Genomic DNA, 15726 nt, shown 5'->3' on the forward strand with positions numbered 1-15726 from the left:
GCGGCCCCGTGAGCGTGGCGAGGAGGATCGTCCCATGAGCAGCCGCGAGACCGCGCAGCCGGACCCGCGCGAGATCCGCGAGGCGGTACGCCTGCTGGAGGCCGGCCGGCTGGTCGGGCTGCCCACGGAGACCGTCTACGGCCTGGCCGCCGACGCCGCCAACGACGCCGCGGTGCGCGCGATCTATGCCGCCAAGGGGCGCCCGGCGGACCACCCGGTGATCGTGCACCTGCACCGCCGGGCCGACCCCCTGCGCTGGGCGGCGAGCCTGCCGCCGGCGGCGCGCGCGCTGATCGAGGCCTTCTGGCCGGGGCCGCTGACCCTGGTGCTGCCGCGCCGGGAAGGCGTGGCGGCGGTGTGCGCGGCGGGGCAGTCCACCATCGCGCTGCGCTGCCCGGACCACGCGGTGGCGCAGGCGGTGCTCGAGCAGTTGCACGGTGGCCAGGGCGGGCTGGCGGCGCCGTCGGCCAACCGTTTCGGGCGCATCAGCCCGACCCGCGCCGAGCATGTGCGCGCCGAACTGGGCGAGGCGGTGGCCATGGTGCTCGACGGGGGCGAATGCGCGATCGGTATCGAGAGCACCATCGTCGACTGCAGCGCCGACAGCCCGCGCATCCTGCGCCCCGGAGGCCTCTCGGCGGCGGATCTGGCAAGGGTGCTGGGCGCGGACCCGCAACTGCTGCAGCCCTCGGCGCGGCCCGCCGACGCCCCCAGGGTGCCCGGCGCGCTGGCCGCGCACTATGCGCCGCGCACCGCGCTGCGCCTGCGCGAAGCCGCGGACATCGACGCCGAGTGGCCGGCCCGGGCGGCCGCCGTCGGGGTGCTGGCGCCGCGCGGCGCGCCGGCCGGCATGCCGCCGCGGGCGCATGCGCACTGGCTGGGCCTGCCGGACGAGCCGCGGGGCTATGCCCATGGGGTCTACGCGGCGCTGCGCGCGCTGGACGCGATGGGCCTGGAGCAGATCTGGGTGCAGCGCCTGCCGGCGCAGCCCGAATGGGACGCCGTGCGCGACCGCCTGCGCCGCGCCGCCCACGGCGCCGGCCCGGGCATGGACTGAGGAGAGCGCCCGGGGCGCGCGCCTGGGCTACAGTGTCCGCGCAGCGGGCACGATGGGCGCAGCGGGCACGGCGGAGCCGCCGCCCTTTTCAAGCTGTATTTTCATACAGTCCTGTGCTACAGTGCCCCGCACCAACAAGACGCGGGCAGGGACCACGATGGCAATCGAACAAGGCAAGACCACGGTGAATGCGGAAAAGGCCAAGGCGCTCGCGGCTGCGCTGGCGCAGATCGAAAAGCAGTTCGGCAAGGGCTCGATCATGCGCCTGGGCGAGGGCGAGGTGGCCGAGGACCTGCAGGTCGTGTCCACCGGCTCGCTGGGCCTGGACATCGCGCTTGGCGTGGGCGGCCTGCCGCGCGGGCGCGTGGTGGAGATCTACGGTCCGGAATCCTCCGGCAAGACCACGCTGACCTTGCAGGTCATCGCGCAGATGCAGAAACTCGGCGGCGTGTGCGCCTTCATCGACGCCGAGCACGCGCTGGATTCGCAGTACGCGCAAAAGCTCGGCGTGGACCTGCAGGACTTGCTGATCTCCCAGCCGGACACCGGCGAGCAGGCACTGGAAATCGCCGATGCGCTGGTGCGCTCGGGTTCGGTGGACCTGATCGTCATCGACTCCGTGGCCGCGCTGACCCCGAAGGCCGAGATCGAGGGCGAGATGGGTGATTCGCTGCCGGGCCTGCAGGCGCGCCTGATGAGCCAGGCGCTGCGCAAGCTCACCGGCACCATCAAGCGCACCAACTGCCTGGTCATTTTCATCAACCAGATCCGCATGAAGATCGGGGTCATGTTCGGCAACCCGGAAACCACCACCGGGGGCAACGCGCTGAAGTTCTACGCCTCGGTGCGCCTGGACATCCGCCGCATCGGCTCGATCAAGAAGGGCGAGGAGGTCATCGGCTCCGAGACCAAGGTGAAGGTGGTGAAGAACAAGGTGGCGCCGCCCTTCAAGCAGGCCGAGTTCGACATCCTGTACGGCGAGGGCATTTCGCGCGAGGGCGAGATCATCGACCTCGGAGTGGCCGCGAAGATCGTCGACAAATCCGGCGCTTGGTACGCCTACAAGGGCGAGAAGATCGGCCAGGGCAAGGACAACGCCCGCGAGTTCCTCAAGGAGAACCCCGAGCTGGCGCTGGAGATCGAGAACCTCGTGCGCACCGAGCTCGGCGTGCGCGCCATGCCCACCGACGGCGTCGCCGCCAAGGCCGAGGCGGCCGAGGGCTGATGGACCCGGACGGCCGCCGGCCGCCCACCCGGGAAGAACTGCGCGCCAGCGCGCTGCGCATGCTGGCGCTGCGCGAGCACGCCCGCGCCGAACTCGAACGCAAGCTGGCGCGCCCCCGCGGCACGCGCGCCGAGCCGCCGCCGGCGCTGCTGGCCCAGGTGCTCGACGAACTGCAGGCGCAGGGCCTGCTCGACGAGGCACGCTTCGCCCAGGCCCTGGCGCGGCGCGTGGCGCGCCGCCACGGCAGCCTGCGCGTGCTGGGCGAGTTGCGCCGCCACGGGCTGGACGAATCCCTGATCGAGCGCGCGGCCGGCGAGGCGCTGGGCGAGCTCGAGCCGGAGGCCGAGCGGGCGTTGCGCCTGTTGCTGCGCCACCATCCGCTGCCGGCGGCCGACGCCGCGCAACGCGCGCGCCAGATGCGTTTCCTGCAAGCGCGCGGCTTCGGCGGTGACGCGATCCGGGCGGCGTTGCGCAAGCGCGGCACCCAGGTCCCGGATTCGGACCCAGGCGGCGACACCGGCGACTGAGGCCCCCGCGGCCCGCCGCGCGGCCTTGGCGGGCTGCTAGACTTGCCTTTTGCGCTGCATCAATTTCCCGTGTCGACCACGTGCTGTTGCGCAGCCCGCGCCTGCCGCGCGCCCAGCGGGCGAGCGGCGGGGGGCTGCGCAACGGCACCACCGCCGCGGCGCCGCCAGGGCCGCACGGGGTCGGGCCGCGAGCCATGGCCCGAGCCAGCGTTTTTCCCATTGGAGAACAGCGAATGAAAATCCACGAGTACCAGGGCAAGCAGATCCTGCGTGAGTTCGGCGTGCCGGTGCCGCGCGGCATCCCGGCCTTCACGGTCGACGAGGCGGTGCACGCCGCCGAGCAACTGGGCGGCCCCGTGTGGGTCGTCAAGGCGCAGATCCACGCTGGCGGCCGCGGCAAGGGCGGCGGGGTCAAGCTGGCGCGCTCGATCGACGAGGTGCGCCAGATCTCCGGGCAGATGCTGGGCATGCAACTGATCACGCACCAGACCGGCCCCGAGGGCCAGACCGTGCGCCGCCTGCTCATCGAGGACGGCGCCGACATCCGCAAGGAGTACTACGCGGGCCTGGTGATCGACCGCGCCGCGCAGAAGGTCGCGCTGATGGCCTCCAGCGAAGGTGGGATGGACGTCGAGGAAGTGGCGGCCAAGACCCCGGAGAAGATCCACAAGGTGTGGGTGGAGCCCGGCCAGGGCCTGCAGGACGCCGACGCGCTGGCGCTGTGCGAGAAGATCGGCCTGCCCGAGGGCAGCCGCAAGCAGGGCGCGCAGGCGCTGCAGAACCTGTACCGCGCGTTCTGGGACAAGGATGCCTCGCTGGCCGAGATCAACCCGCTGGTGGTGCAGGGCGACGGCTCGGTGATCGCGCTGGACGCCAAGTTCAACTTCGACGACAACGCGCTGTTCCGCCACGACGAGCTCACCGCCATGCGCGACCTCGACGAGGAGGATCCCGCCGAGATCGAGGCCTCCAAGTACGGCCTGTCCTATATCCAGCTCGACGGCAACATCGCCTGCCTGGTCAACGGCGCCGGCCTGGCGATGGCCACGATGGACACCATCAAGCTGTTCGGCGGCGAGCCGGCGAACTTCCTGGACGTGGGGGGCGGTGCCACCGCGGAAAAGGTCACGGCGGCGTTCAAGATCATGTTGAACAACCCGCAGGTGAAGGCGATCCTGGTCAACATCTTCGGGGGGATCATGCGTTGCGACGTGATCGCCGAGGGCCTGATCGCGGCAAGCCGCGCGGTGGCGCTGAAGGTGCCGCTGGTGGTGCGCATGAAGGGCACCAACGAGGATCTGGGCAAGCGCATGCTGGCCGATTCGGGGCTGCCCATCCTCAGCGCCGAGACGCTGGCCGAGGCCGCGCAGAAGGTCGTCTCCGCCGCCGCCTGAACCCTTGCCGAGGAACATCCCATGTCCATCCTGATTGACAAGAACACCAAGGTCATCACCCAAGGCATCACCGGCAAGACCGGCCAGTTCCACACCCGCATGTGCCGGGACTACGCCAACGGCAAGGCCTGTTTCGTCGCCGGCGTGAATCCGAAGAAGGCCGGCGAGGACTTCGAGGGCATTCCCATCCACGCCACGGTGGCCGACGCGAAGGCGGCCACCGGCGCCACCGTGTCGGTGATCTACGTGCCGCCGGCGGGCGCCGCCGCGGCGATCTGGGAAGCCGTCGAGGCCGACCTCGACCTGGCCATTTGCATCACCGAGGGCATTCCGGTGCGCGACATGATGGAAGTGCGTGCGCGCATGCGGGCCAAGGAAGCCGCGGGGGGCAAGCGCACCTTGCTGCTGGGGCCGAACTGCCCCGGCCTGATCACCCCCGACGAGATCAAGATCGGCATCATGCCCGGGCACATCCACCGCAAGGGCCGCATCGGCGTGGTCTCGCGCTCGGGCACGCTGACCTACGAGGCGGTGGCACAGGTCACCGAACTCGGCCTGGGGCAGAGCAGCGCCGTGGGCATCGGCGGCGACCCGATCAACGGCCTCAAGCACATCGAGGTGCTCAAGCTGTTCAACGACGATCCCGACACCGACGGCGTGATCATGATCGGCGAGATCGGCGGTCCCGACGAGGCCGAGGCCGCGCGCTGGGCCAAGGACCACATGAAAAAGCCCATCGTCGGTTTCATCGCCGGCGTCACCGCGCCCGCGGGCAAGCGCATGGGCCATGCCGGCGCGCTGATTTCCGGCGGCGCCGACACGGCGGATGCCAAGCTGGAAGTCATGGAGGCCTGTGGCTTCACCGTCACGCGCAATCCCTCCGAAATGGGCCGGCTGATGCGCAAGGCGCTGGGCTAGACATTTTTTTCCCTTCCTGCCCGTGGCGTTCCTGCGGAACGCCACGGGCAGCGTGGTTTTCCGACATCGCAAGGCGCCGGGCGCAAGCCCGGCGCCTTGTTTTTGCGCGGCCCGCGCCGCGGCTGCGGCTATGCTTCGGATGGTGCGCAGCGTGGCCGCCCCAAGGCCGCGCGGCGACGCCGGAGCTCACATCTTGACCCTGGAATCCTTTGCATCGGCGGCGTTCTGGACCGCCAGCGCGCAGATCGTGCTGATCGACCTGCTGCTGGGCGGCGACAACGCCGTGATCATCGCCATGGCCAGCCGCCGCCTGGCCGCTCACCAGCGCCGGCGCGCCATCATGCTGGGCACCGTCGGCGCCGTGGGCATGCGCATCGTGCTCACGTTGTTCGCGGTGAGCCTGCTGGAGTTGCCCGGGCTGAAGCTGGCCGGCGGCCTGCTGCTGGGGTGGATCGGCATGCGCCTGATGCTGCCCGACGCGCACGACGCGAAGGTGAACGAAGCGGACGAACTCTGGAGCGCCGTGCGCATCGTCATCGTCGCCGACCTGATCATGAGCCTGGACAACGTGGTGGCCGTCGCGGCTGCGGCGCGCAACTCCGCCGCCGGGCACGAGTGGATCCTGGTCATCTTCGGCCTGGTCCTGAGCGTGCCGATCATCGTCTGGGGCAGCTCGCTGGTCATCGGGCTCATCACCCGTTTTCCGATGGTGATCGTGCTCGGCGCCATGATGCTGGGCTGGATCGCCGGTGGCCTGTGCGCCACCGATGCGCTGGTGCACGGCTGGCTGATCGCGCGGCCCTGGGGGGGCTCGGCGCACCTGCTGGCCAGCGCCTTCGGGCTGCTGCTGGTGTGGCTGGGCGGCAGCTGGATGCGTCGCCGCCGCATGCCCCCGAATCTGCGCGGATTCTGAGGTGCGCATGCAAGAACGAACCGACAAGGCGCCGGTGTTGCTGCTGGACATGGCCAGCTGCACCGACCGCGGACGCGCCCGCGAGCACAACGAGGACGCGCTGGCCTGCGACGCGCTGGCCGGCGTGGCCGTGCTGGCCGACGGCATGGGCGGCTACGCCGCCGGCGAGGTGGCCAGCGGGGCCGCGGCGGCGCAGATCGCCTCCGATCTGGCGCGCCTGAAGATCGAGTATCCCAGCGTCAGCCCGGCCGACCTCATGCAGGCCATGCACGACTCGATCCGCCGGGTCAACGACCAGATCTACCGCGCCGCGCGCAAGGACCCGCGCTACACCGGAATGGGCACCACCCTGGTCGCCGCCGCCTTCACCGGCCAGGTGGCGGTGATCGCGCATGCAGGCGATTCGCGCGCCTACCTGTTGCGCGACGGACGCCTGCGGCGCATGACCAAGGACCACTCCCTGTTGCAGGAACGCATCGATCTGGGCCTGCTGCAGGCCGACGATCCGTCGGGGGATTCGATGCGCAACCTGATCACCCGTGCGCTCGGCGTGGACCCCTCCCTGGAGCCCGAGATCGGCGTGCACGGCCTGCGCGACGGCGATCTGGTGCTCTTGTGCTCCGACGGGCTGAACGACATGATCGACGATGCGAGCATCGAGCAGACCCTGCGCGAGCACGGGGACGTGCCCGGCCAGGCGGCCCGCCTGCTGGTGGAGCACGCCAACGCCGCCGGGGGACGCGATAATATCTCCGTCATCCTGATCGGACTGCGACTCGGCGAGGCCCCGCGCGGCACGCGCTGATGCCGGTCCCGCCGCCGCCGGCCCGTCCGGCCATCCCATCCACGAGGTAGTCCGCCATGGCCAAGCTGGTCATTTTTCTCGATGACAAGGTGCTCAAGGAAGTGGCCTTGAACAAGGACCGCATCACCCTGGGGCGGCGCCCGCACAACGACGTGGTGATCGACAACCTGGCGGTCAGCGGCGAGCACGCGGTGCTGCTGCGCGAGGGCGACGGCTACGTGGTGCAGGACCTGGGCAGCACCAACGGCTCCTACATCAACGGCAAGCCGGTCAAGCGCGCGCCTTTCCGCGAGGGCGACAGCCTGGACATCGGCAAGTACACACTGCGCCTGCTGTCCGACGCGCGCGCCTCGGCCTTCGCCGGCTCGCGCTTCGCGCCTTCGGGCTACACGCCCTCGGGCTTCACGACCACCGGTTCGCGCGCCGGCGCCGCCACGGCGGCCGCGGACTCCACCGCGCGCGCCACGCAATACCAGGAACCGGGCGGCTCCGCGCTGAAGCTGCGAGTGGTCAACGGCTCCTCGGCCGGTGCCGAACTGGCGCTGGAGAGGTCGCGCACCACCTTCGGCCAGCGCGGCGTGATGGTGGTGGCGATCCAGCGCAACCCGCGCGGCTACGAGCTTTCGCAGATCGAGGGCGAGGAGCGGGTGCGCGTGAACGGCACCGCGCTGGGCGTGGTGCCGGTGGTGCTGAGCGCCGGCGACGTGATCGAGATGGCCGGCGGCACCCGCGTGCAGCTGCTGGGCGCCTGAGGCGCCAGCGGGCGGCGCGTGCCGGGCCCTCCCGGCAGGCGCGCCCCGGCCGGCGGCCTCAGCCGCCCACGCGCATCACCTTGAGCATGTTCGTGCCGCCCGGCGCGCCGATCGGCTCGCCGCAGGTGATGGCGTAGCTGTCGCCGTGGCTGAGCGCGCCGATCTCGCACAGGCGTTGCTCGGCCTGTCGCAGTGCCTCGTCGCGCTCGCTGGAGAACACCATGTGCAGCGCGCGCACGTTGCGGTACAGCGCCATGCGCCGCACCGAGGCCTGGCGCGGCGACAGCGCGATGATCGGCATGCGCACGCGGTGCCGGCTCATCCACAGCGCGGTGGAGCCCGATTCGGTCAGCGCGGCGATGGCGTGGCACCCCAGGTGGTGCGCGGTGAACAGCGCCGCCATGGCGATGGACTGGTCGATGCGGGTGAAGGTCTGGCCGATGAAATCGGCCTCCAGCTTGAGCTCCTCGAAGCTCTCGGCCTCCACGCAGATGCTGGCCATGGCCTCGACCGTCTCGACCGGATAGCGCCCGGCGGCGGATTCGGCCGACAGCATCACCGCGTCGCTGCCGTCGAGCACCGCGTTGGCCACGTCGGACACCTCGGCACGCGTGGGCACGGCGTTGGAGATCATGGACTCCATCATCTGCGTGGCGGTGATGACCAGGCGGTCGAGTTCGCGCGCGCGCCGGATCATTCGCTTCTGCAGCGCCGGCACCGCGGCGTTGCCCACTTCCACGGCCAGGTCGCCGCGGGCGACCATGATGCCGTCGGAGGCCAGCAGGATCTCGTCCAGGTGGGGAATCGCCTCGGCGCGCTCGATCTTGGCGATCAGGCCGGGGCGGTGGCCGTAGGCCTCGCCGGCCACGTTGGTCAGCTGGCGGGCCATCTCCATGTCGGTGGCGCTCTTCGGGAAGGACACCGCCACGTAGTCGGCCTGGAAGGCCATGGCGGTGCGGATGTCGTCCATGTCCTTGGCCGTCAGCGCCGGCGCCGTCAGGCCTCCGCCCTGCTTGTTGATGCCCTTGTTGTTCGACAGCTCGCCGCCCACCACCACGCTGGTGAGGATGCGCGTGCCCTGCACCGCGTCCACCACAAGCACGATCAGGCCGTCGTTGAGCAGCAGGCGGTCGCCGGGGCGCACGTCGCGCGGCAGGTCCTTGTAGTCCAGGCCCACGCATTCCTCGTTGCCCAGTTCGCAGGTGGCGTCGAGGGTGAAGCGCTGGCCGGCCTGCAATTGCACCTTGCCGTTCTCGAAGCGCCCGACGCGGATCTTCGGGCCCTGCAGGTCGGCCATGATCGCCACCTCGCGGCCGCAGCGCGCCGCGGTCTCGCGCACCAGCGCCGCGCGGTCGATGTGGTCCTGCGCCTTGCCGTGGGAGAAGTTCAGGCGCACGACGTCGACCCCGGCGCGCAGCATGCGCTCGAGGATCTCCGGGGAGGAACTGGCGGGTCCGATGGTGGCGACGATCTTGGTGGCTCGGGACATGGCAGGAGGCGGGGTGGAAAGGGGCGGTCGCGCCGCGGCGGATCGCACACGGGCGCGGCCAAGTGTAGGCGTTCGCGGCGTCTCCGCGATGACTCGGTCGTCGCGCTCGCCGAGGGCTTGACGCCGCGCAGCCCGCGCGGGGCTATTTGCGGGGGACCTCGACGCGCCGCAGCACCGGTGCATGGTGCAGCAGCGCGAGGACCCGCGCCACCCCGGGGTTGCCCGCAAGCCCGGCAGCCTCGGCCAGCGGGCCGAAGGCCCTCGCCGTCTGCGGCGCGTACAGCCAGAAGGCGTGTGCGGTGTAGCGGGCCAGGTCCAGGGCTTCCTGTTCACGCCCCAGGCGCAGCAGCACGATCATGCGCCGCGACAGCAGCTGCGGGTCGCCCCAGACATGCGAGGAGCGCTCCAGCAAGGCCAGTTCGTCGAGCAGCCGCGCCTGGTCGTCGCCCGGGGCGGGCAGGACCGCGGCGGCCTCGGGGAACTGCGCCAGCGGCAGGAAGAACCAGTCCTCGCGCATCGCCAGCCGACGCAGCACGACGCCACCGGCGTCGTCGGCGGCGTAGATCATCGAGGTGCGCACGTAATCGATCTGCGCCTTCGCCGTCAGCGCCAGCGCGGCCGCCGCGGCCAGCAGTGCCGGCGCGCGCGCCAAGGGCCGCGCCGGCGCGGCTCCGGCGCGCGCGCCGGCCGCCGGCGGCTGCGCCGCGCCCTCGGCCCAGCCGAGCACAAAGGCGAAATCCAGCAGGAAATAGGCGTACCACAGCGGGTACTCGACCAGGCTGTGCAATCCCAGGAAGGCACAGCCCAGCAGCGGAGCGAGCACCGCGCGCCGCGCATCCGCGCCGCTCGCGCCACGGCGCCAGGCTCCCGACACCCGCCACAGCCAGGCCAGGCCCAGCGCCAGCGGGGGCAGCGTGCCGGCCACGCCGGTCTCGGCCAGCAGTTGCAGCAGCAGGTCGTGCGCGTTGTCGATGTTTTCCAGCGGCAGCGGATGCAGGTGCCCGGCTACCGAGGTCTGCTCCAGGCCCCAGCCGATCTGGCCCCAGCCCCAGCCGCGCAGCGGGTGCATGCGCCACACCTCCCAGGCGTCGCGCCAGATGATGGAGCGCGCGTTCACCGGCTGGTCGATCTGGCGCGACAGCGCGCTCAGGTAGCTGACCCACCCGAGCTCGTTGGCCAGGTGCAGCGCCGCCCACCAGGCCAGATACAGCAGCGGCGCGGCCAGCAGGGCGCCCATGCGCGCGTCCCGCCACGGCCGGGGCCAGGCCAGAAGAACCAGCAAGGCCAGCACCAGCACGTGCACGGTGCCGGTGCGCGAGCCGCTGACCACCAGCGCCCAGGCGAGCGCGGCGCTGGCCAGCCAGGCCAGCAGGGCGCGTCCGCGCGGCGCCAGCACGGCGAGCCCCACGTAGCCCAGCGCCACCGCGGTGGCGTAGTGGTTGGGCTGGCGCAGGTTGCCGTACACGCGTCCGTTGCCCGGGTAGCTGATGAGGTCGAACACCCAGGCCGCGTGCCCGGCCAGCCAGCGGCTTCCCGAGGGCGACTGCCACATGGCGAACTGCGCCAGGCCCAGCACCACCTGCAGCAGGGCCTGCAGCAACAGGGCCCACGCGGCCACCTCGATCCAGCGCGGTTTCGCGGCCAGGCCGCGCGCGAGCGCCGCCACCAGTGCCGCGCCCAGCAGCAGAACCACTGCCAGCCAGCCCTGGCCGGGATAGGCGAGCAGTCCGGAAATCGCCTGCAATCCGATCACCGCGGCCAGCGCCGCGAACATCAGCGTGGCCCAGCCCACGCGCAGGCGCACGCGCAGCCAGGCCGCCCCCAGCGCCAGCAGGCTCCAGGCCCAGGCGGCGACGAACATCGAACCCGTTTTCGCGCTCGGCCCCGGGTCCCAGGGCCAGATCAGGCCCAGGCCCAGCGCCGCCAGCAGCAGCGCGGCGGCCCAGGCGGGAAACTCGTCGGCGAGGGCCGGGGCGGATGGCGGCTTCATTTGGGCAGGAGTTTGTCCAGGGCCTTGTCCTGTTCCAGGCGCTGCTGCAGCGCCCGCAACCGGGCATCGATGATGGACGACTCGAAATAGTCGGCGCCCGGCGTGCGCTGCGCGATGTGCAGTTGCAGCAGCGCCGCTTCCAGGTTGCCGTCGAGCGCGTAGGCCTCCGCGGTGGCCCGGTGCTGCGCCGCGTTCTGCCCGCAGGCAGCGTAGGCCTGGGCCAGCCAGGTCCACATCTGCTCGTCGCGCGGGTGCAACACCGTCTGTTCGCGCAGGAAGTCACGTGCCTGGGTGCGGGTGGACGGGCTGGCCAGCAGCGCGCGCGCCTGCAGGTGCAGCACCGCGCGCGAACCCGGGGCCACCTTGCGCAGGCCCTGCGCGAGCGCCAGTGCGTCGGCTTCGCGGTGGCGCGCCAGCAGCAGCTCGCCTTCCAGCAGGTCCAGCGGCACGCGTTGCGCGGCGTCGAAACCGGCGGCCAGTTGCCGCGCGTGGTCCAGCGAGGCCTCGGCCTGCCCCGTATCTCCGGCGCCCAGCCAGGCCATGGCGGCGCAGTAGGCCCAGGCCGCATGCTGCGCGGGCCAGCGCTCGGGGCGCCCCGGCTGGGGCTGCTGCATGCTGCGCGCCAGCCGGCGCAGGTCCTCCGCGCGGGTGGGCCCGAGGGCGCGCGCGCGGGCGTTCATCAGCCAGAAGCTCAGCGTGGTGTCCGGCGGCAGCGGCTGGTTGCCGCCGCGCGCCTCGGCGTCGCCGATGCGCTCGCTGGTCAGCGGGTGGTCCTGCAGGAAGGCGTAGACGTCGGAATCGTCCAGGCGCGACAGGCTTTGCAGGCGCTCGAGCATGCTGGCCATGGCCTGCGGCGGGTAGCCGCTGGCGCGCAGCACGCTGGTTCCCACGCGGTCGGCGTCACGCTCGTTGTTGCGCGAGAAACGCAGCTCGCGGTCCAGCGCCGCGGCCTGGCCGCCCATCATCAGGCCCTCGGCCGCCTGCCCAGAGCCGCCGATGGCCGCCAGCACGCCCAGCACCAGCGAGCCGATGGACAGGAGCCCGTCGGCACCGGCGCGCGCCAGGCGCTGTTCGACGTGGCGCTGGGTGATGTGCGACATCTCGTGCGCGAACACCGCGGCCACCTGGGCGCGCGCTTGCGCGTCGACCACCAGCCCGGTGTGCACCCCGATGTGCCCGCCGGGCAGCGCAAAGGCGTTGAAGGTGGGGTCGCGCAGCAGAAACACCTCGAAGTGGCGCGGCGCCTCGGGTTCGGCGCTGGCCAGCGCGGCCTTGCGCAGGCTGTCGACGATGTCCTGCAGGTACTCGCGCAGCAGCACGTCGCGCAGGTAGGCGGGATCGCGGCGCAGCTCGCCCATGATGCGTTCGCCCAGGCGCTGTTCGACGGCGGGGCTGAGCAGGCCCTGGCCGGCGTCGCCCAGGGCTGGCAGCTGGCTGATGGGCTCGCCGGCGAGTTCCGCGCGTGCCGCCGGCGGCACCAGCCCCAGCCCGGCGCAGCCCAGGCAGCGCAGCACCGCGCGGCGCGAGGGCGCGTGCCGCGCGCAGGACGGCGAGGCCGTCGTGCCGTCGGGGCCAGGGCGATGGGGCAGTGGCATGCGCTTCGGGGTCGCGGATCAGCCTGCCAGCGCGGCCAACGCGCGCGCCTGGCCCTCGGGTTCGAGCTCGGCCAGCACGGCCTGCGCCAGCGGCGCCAGGCGCGAGCAGTCGGCGCGCAGCACCTCCTGCTTGACCCGCAGGATCTGCGCCGGGTGCATGGAGAAGCTGCGCAGGCCCAGGCCCAGCAGCAGGCGCGTGAGCTGCGGGTCGCCGGCCATCTCCCCGCACACGCTGACGTGCACCGGCCGTCCCTTCCAGCCGTGCGCGGCGTGGGACAGCGAAATGGTCTGCGCCAGCAGTTGCAGCACCGCCGGGTGCAGCGGGTCGTAGAGTTCGGCCACGCTCTCGTCGGCGCGGTCGATGGCCAGCGTGTATTGCACCAGGTCGTTGGTGCCCACGGAAATGAAGTCGAAGTAGCGCAGGAACAGCGGCAGCATGAGCACCGCGCCGGGAACCTCGATCATTACCCCCAACTCGACCGGGCCGGCCTCGACGCCGGCGGCGCGCAGCTCCGCCCGCGCCAGCTCCAGCTGCTCCAGGGTCTGGCGCAGCTCCCGCGCGTGCGCCAGCATGGGCACCAGGATGCGCAGCGGCCCGAAGGCGGCGGCACGCAGCAGCGCGCGCAGCTGCACGCGGAACATCGCCGGGTCGGACAGGCTGTAGCGGATCGCGCGCAGGCCCAGCGCCGGGTTCAGGTGGGTGAATTCCCCGTCGCGGTAGTCCAGGTCGGCGTCCAGGGGCTTGTCGGCGCCGATGTCGATGGTGCGGATGGTCACGGGCTTGCCGCCCATGGACTGCAGGACACGCCGATAGGCCTCGAACTGCTCGTCCTCGCCGGGCAGGTCGCGGCTCCGGTTCATGAACAGGAACTCGGTGCGGAACAGCCCGATGCCGCCGGCGCCGGCCACCAGCGCGGTGTCGCAGTCGTCGGGCAGCTCGATGTTGGCCAGCAGCTCGATGGTCTGGCCGTCCAGCGTGCGCGCCGGGGTGTTGCGCAGGCGCAGCAGGCGCTGGCGCGACAGTTCCGACTCCTGCTTGCGCACGCGGTAATCGTCGACGATGGCCGGGGAGGGGTCGACGATGAGCAGGCCGTTGTCGCCGTCGATGATCACCCAGTCGTCCTGGCGGATCAGCCGGCTGGCCTCGCGCGCGCCCACCACCGCCGGGATGTCCAGGCTGCGCGCGACGATGGCGGTGTGCGAGGTCTTGCCCCCGATGTCGGTGACGAAGCCGCGGAACACCCCCTGCTTGAACTGCATCATGTCGGCCGGCGCGATGTCGTGGGCCACCAGCACCAGGTCGTCGCCGCCGTGCACGCCTCCGGTCAGCCCTTGCGTGCCCTGCAGCGCGCGCAGCAGGCGCTCGACTACCTGTTCGACGTCGGCCTTGCGCTCGCGCAGGTAGCTGTCGTCCATGTCGTCGAAACTGCGGGCGATGACGTCCAGTTGCGCGGTCAGCGCCCATTCGGCGTTGTAGCGCCGGCGCCGGATCCAGCCCGCGGTCTCGCGCCCGATCTGCGGGTCGTCGAGCAGCATCATGTGCACGTCCATGAACGCGGCCAGCTCGGGCGGCGCGTCGGGCGGCAGCTCGGCCTGCAGGGTCTGCAGTTCCGCGCGCACGGCGCTGCGCGCCGCGCGCAGGCGGTTCACCTCGGCTTCCTCCTGGCCGGGGTCGACGAAGTAGTGCGCCACGTCCAGCCGGGCCGAGGAAATGAGCACGGCGCGTCCTACGGCGACGCCGCGCGATACGGGGATACCGAACATCTGCAGGGCCATGCGCGCAATGGTACGTGGCCTCGCGGCGGATGGGCGACGCTGCTCGCGGCGCCCTGCCCGGGCTATTGCGGGAAGTCCCCCGCGGCCGGCGCCTCGCCCAGTTCGGCCAGGTCCAGCACGAAGCAGGCGCCGCCGCCGGGGTTGGCCTCGTAGTGGGCGTCGCCCCCGTGCAGGCGAGCGATGCGGCGCACCAGCGCCAGGCCCAGGCCGCTGCCCTCGGTGCTGGCGCCGAGCCGGATGAAGGGCTCGAAAATGCGTTCGGCCTGCGCCAGCGGCACGCCGGGGCCCTGGTCGCGCACGAGGATGCGCGCGCCGCGGCGGCTGCGCTGCACTTCCAGCTGCGCGCCGTCCACGCCGGCGTGCTTGCGCGCGTTGCTGAGCAGGTTGCGGATGGCGTGGCGCACCAGGCGCTCGTCGGCGCGCATGCGCACCCAGTCCCCGTGCGCCTCGATGTCCTCGCGCGAGGCCTCCTCGGCGGCCACCGCCAGCACGTCGACCTCCTCGAGTTGCAGCGCATGCGTGGTGTCCGAGTCGAGCCGGCTGAACAACAGGATGGAGCCGATCAGGCGGTCGAGTTCGGCGAGGTCGCGCCGGGCCTCGGCCAGCGCACCGGCGCGCTGAGCCGCCGCCGCGCCCCCCGGTGCCTGGCGCTCCAGCGCCTCCAGGGTCATGCGCAGGCGTGTCAGCGGGGTGCGCAGTTCGTGCGAGGTGTAGGCGAGCAGGGACTTGTGGCTGCGCACCAGCGCTTCGATGCGTTCGGCGGCCTGGTTGAAGGCCACGGCCAGCGCGGCCACCTCGTCGCCGCCCTCGACGGCCACGCGCGCGCCCAGGTCGAGGTTGCCCAGCGCCTGCACGCCGCGCTGCAGGCGCTGCAGGCGCCGGGTCAGGCGGTGCATCAGCGGCAGGGTCACCGCGCCCACGACGACGGCGCTGAGCAGCGTGGTGCTCAAGGGCGACAGCAGCAGGTGGCGCCACGGCGAGGGCTTGAGCCCGTACAGATGGAAAAAGGCCTGCAGCAGCTGCTTGCGCAGCTCGGCCTGCTGGGGGTCGGAGAAGAACACCATGTGCAGCACCAGCGCCGACACCAGCGATTGCGCCAGCAGCGCACCGACCAGCGCCAGCGCGATGCGCGCGCCCAGGCGCGACGGCGCGCCGGCGTCGGCATCCGCGGGCGAGCGCGCGCGTTGCGCGCCCGGCGCCGCCGACGGGTCCGATGCGGGCGATGGCCGGGCTTCGTCACCCTGGGCCGGAAGCGTCGGCGCGCTCAAGTCCGGGCCCTCCTCGC

13 protein-coding genes are annotated in these 15726 nt (G+C 72.0%); 8 read left to right on the forward strand and 5 right to left on the reverse strand.

Annotated elements, in window-relative coordinates:
- Positions 1 to 34: 34 nt before the first annotated feature.
- The 8 genes from D466_RS0115065 to D466_RS0115100 all read left to right on the forward strand — a co-directional run bounded on the left by D466_RS0115065 (position 35) and on the right by D466_RS0115100 (position 7591).
- Positions 35 to 1057: an L-threonylcarbamoyladenylate synthase gene (locus tag D466_RS0115065; protein WP_018914540.1), complete on the forward strand. Its 1023-nt coding sequence runs from the start codon at positions 35 to 37 to the stop codon at positions 1055 to 1057.
- Between the two features lie 157 nt (positions 1058 to 1214).
- Positions 1215 to 2282: a recombinase RecA gene (gene recA, locus D466_RS0115070; RefSeq protein ID WP_018914541.1), complete on the forward strand. Its 1068-nt coding sequence runs from the start codon at positions 1215 to 1217 to the stop codon at positions 2280 to 2282.
- A complete protein-coding gene (locus tag D466_RS21950) occupies positions 2282 to 2809 on the forward strand; it encodes a regulatory protein RecX (protein ID WP_018914542.1) in 528 nt (175 codons plus the stop codon). Before recA ends, D466_RS21950 begins: the two co-directional genes overlap by 1 nt.
- A 233-nt stretch (positions 2810 to 3042) precedes the next feature.
- Positions 3043 to 4203, forward strand: coding sequence for an ADP-forming succinate--CoA ligase subunit beta (sucC, locus tag D466_RS0115080; RefSeq protein WP_018914543.1), 1161 nt, complete (start codon positions 3043 to 3045; stop codon positions 4201 to 4203).
- A 21-nt stretch (positions 4204 to 4224) separates the two neighbouring features.
- Complete coding sequence (gene sucD, locus D466_RS0115085; RefSeq protein WP_018914544.1) at positions 4225 to 5121, forward strand: succinate--CoA ligase subunit alpha; 897 nt, start codon at positions 4225 to 4227, stop codon at positions 5119 to 5121.
- A 139-nt stretch (positions 5122 to 5260) separates the two neighbouring features.
- Positions 5261 to 6034, forward strand: coding sequence for a YjbE family putative metal transport protein (locus D466_RS21955; RefSeq protein WP_018914545.1), 774 nt, complete (start codon positions 5261 to 5263; stop codon positions 6032 to 6034).
- A gap of 7 nt (positions 6035 to 6041) precedes the next feature.
- Positions 6042 to 6839 carry a PP2C family serine/threonine-protein phosphatase gene (locus tag D466_RS0115095; protein ID WP_018914546.1) on the forward strand — a complete coding sequence of 266 codons (798 nt, stop codon included), beginning with the start codon at positions 6042 to 6044 and terminating at the stop codon, positions 6837 to 6839.
- Between the two features lie 56 nt (positions 6840 to 6895).
- A complete protein-coding gene (locus D466_RS0115100) occupies positions 6896 to 7591 on the forward strand; it encodes an FHA domain-containing protein (RefSeq protein WP_018914547.1) in 696 nt (231 codons plus the stop codon).
- Positions 7592 to 7649: 58 nt separating this feature from the next.
- On the opposite strand, the gene pyk is transcribed toward D466_RS0115100, so the two are convergent.
- The 5 genes from pyk to D466_RS0115125 all read right to left on the reverse strand — a co-directional run bounded on the left by pyk (position 7650) and on the right by D466_RS0115125 (position 15709).
- On the reverse strand, positions 7650 to 9080 hold the full coding sequence (gene pyk, locus D466_RS0115105; RefSeq protein WP_018914548.1) for a pyruvate kinase: 1431 nt from the start codon (positions 9078 to 9080) through the stop codon (positions 7650 to 7652).
- Positions 9081 to 9222: 142 nt separating this feature from the next.
- A complete protein-coding gene (locus D466_RS0115110; RefSeq protein ID WP_018914549.1) occupies positions 9223 to 11070 on the reverse strand; it encodes a PglL family O-oligosaccharyltransferase in 1848 nt (615 codons plus the stop codon).
- The gene (locus D466_RS0115115; RefSeq protein ID WP_018914550.1) at positions 11067 to 12665 is read right to left on the reverse strand and encodes a M48 family metalloprotease; all 1599 of its coding nucleotides are present in this window, start codon (positions 12663 to 12665) and stop codon (positions 11067 to 11069) included. The genes D466_RS0115110 and D466_RS0115115 overlap by 4 nt, the downstream gene beginning before the upstream one ends.
- Positions 12666 to 12683: 18 nt before the next feature.
- Positions 12684 to 14441 (reverse strand): phosphoenolpyruvate--protein phosphotransferase, encoded by a 1758-nt coding sequence (gene ptsP / locus D466_RS0115120; protein ID WP_018914551.1) that lies wholly within the window; start codon positions 14439 to 14441, stop codon positions 12684 to 12686.
- Positions 14442 to 14503: 62 nt separating this feature from the next.
- Positions 14504 to 15709 carry a HAMP domain-containing sensor histidine kinase gene (locus D466_RS0115125; RefSeq protein WP_018914552.1) on the reverse strand — a complete coding sequence of 402 codons (1206 nt, stop codon included), beginning with the start codon at positions 15707 to 15709 and terminating at the stop codon, positions 14504 to 14506.
- Positions 15710 to 15726: the final 17 nt, after the last annotated feature.

This window comes from Thiomonas sp. FB-6, from assembly GCF_000377645.1.
In the GTDB taxonomy this organism is placed as follows: Bacteria; Pseudomonadota; Gammaproteobacteria; order Burkholderiales; family Burkholderiaceae_C; genus Thiomonas_A.

Excerpts from the sequence above, each read along its gene's own strand:
- D466_RS0115065 (WP_018914540.1), top strand. The coding sequence starts at position 35 with ATGAGCAGCCGCGAGACCGCGCAGCCGGACCCGCGCGAGATCCGCGAG.
- D466_RS0115095 (WP_018914546.1), top strand. The coding sequence starts at position 6,042 with ATGCAAGAACGAACCGACAAGGCGCCGGTGTTGCTGCTGGACATGGCC.
- ptsP (WP_018914551.1), bottom strand. The coding sequence starts at position 14,441 with ATGGCCCTGCAGATGTTCGGTATCCCCGTATCGCGCGGCGTCGCCGTA.
- D466_RS0115100 (WP_018914547.1), top strand. The coding sequence starts at position 6,896 with ATGGCCAAGCTGGTCATTTTTCTCGATGACAAGGTGCTCAAGGAAGTG.
- sucD (WP_018914544.1), top strand. The coding sequence starts at position 4,225 with ATGTCCATCCTGATTGACAAGAACACCAAGGTCATCACCCAAGGCATC.
- sucC (WP_018914543.1), top strand. The coding sequence starts at position 3,043 with ATGAAAATCCACGAGTACCAGGGCAAGCAGATCCTGCGTGAGTTCGGC.
- D466_RS0115115 (WP_018914550.1), bottom strand. The coding sequence starts at position 12,665 with ATGCCACTGCCCCATCGCCCTGGCCCCGACGGCACGACGGCCTCGCCG.
- D466_RS0115110 (WP_018914549.1), bottom strand. The coding sequence starts at position 11,070 with ATGAAGCCGCCATCCGCCCCGGCCCTCGCCGACGAGTTTCCCGCCTGG.
- D466_RS21955 (WP_018914545.1), top strand. The coding sequence starts at position 5,261 with ATGGTGCGCAGCGTGGCCGCCCCAAGGCCGCGCGGCGACGCCGGAGCT.
- pyk (WP_018914548.1), bottom strand. The coding sequence starts at position 9,080 with ATGTCCCGAGCCACCAAGATCGTCGCCACCATCGGACCCGCCAGTTCC.
- recA (WP_018914541.1), top strand. The coding sequence starts at position 1,215 with ATGGCAATCGAACAAGGCAAGACCACGGTGAATGCGGAAAAGGCCAAG.
- D466_RS21950 (WP_018914542.1), top strand. The coding sequence starts at position 2,282 with ATGGACCCGGACGGCCGCCGGCCGCCCACCCGGGAAGAACTGCGCGCC.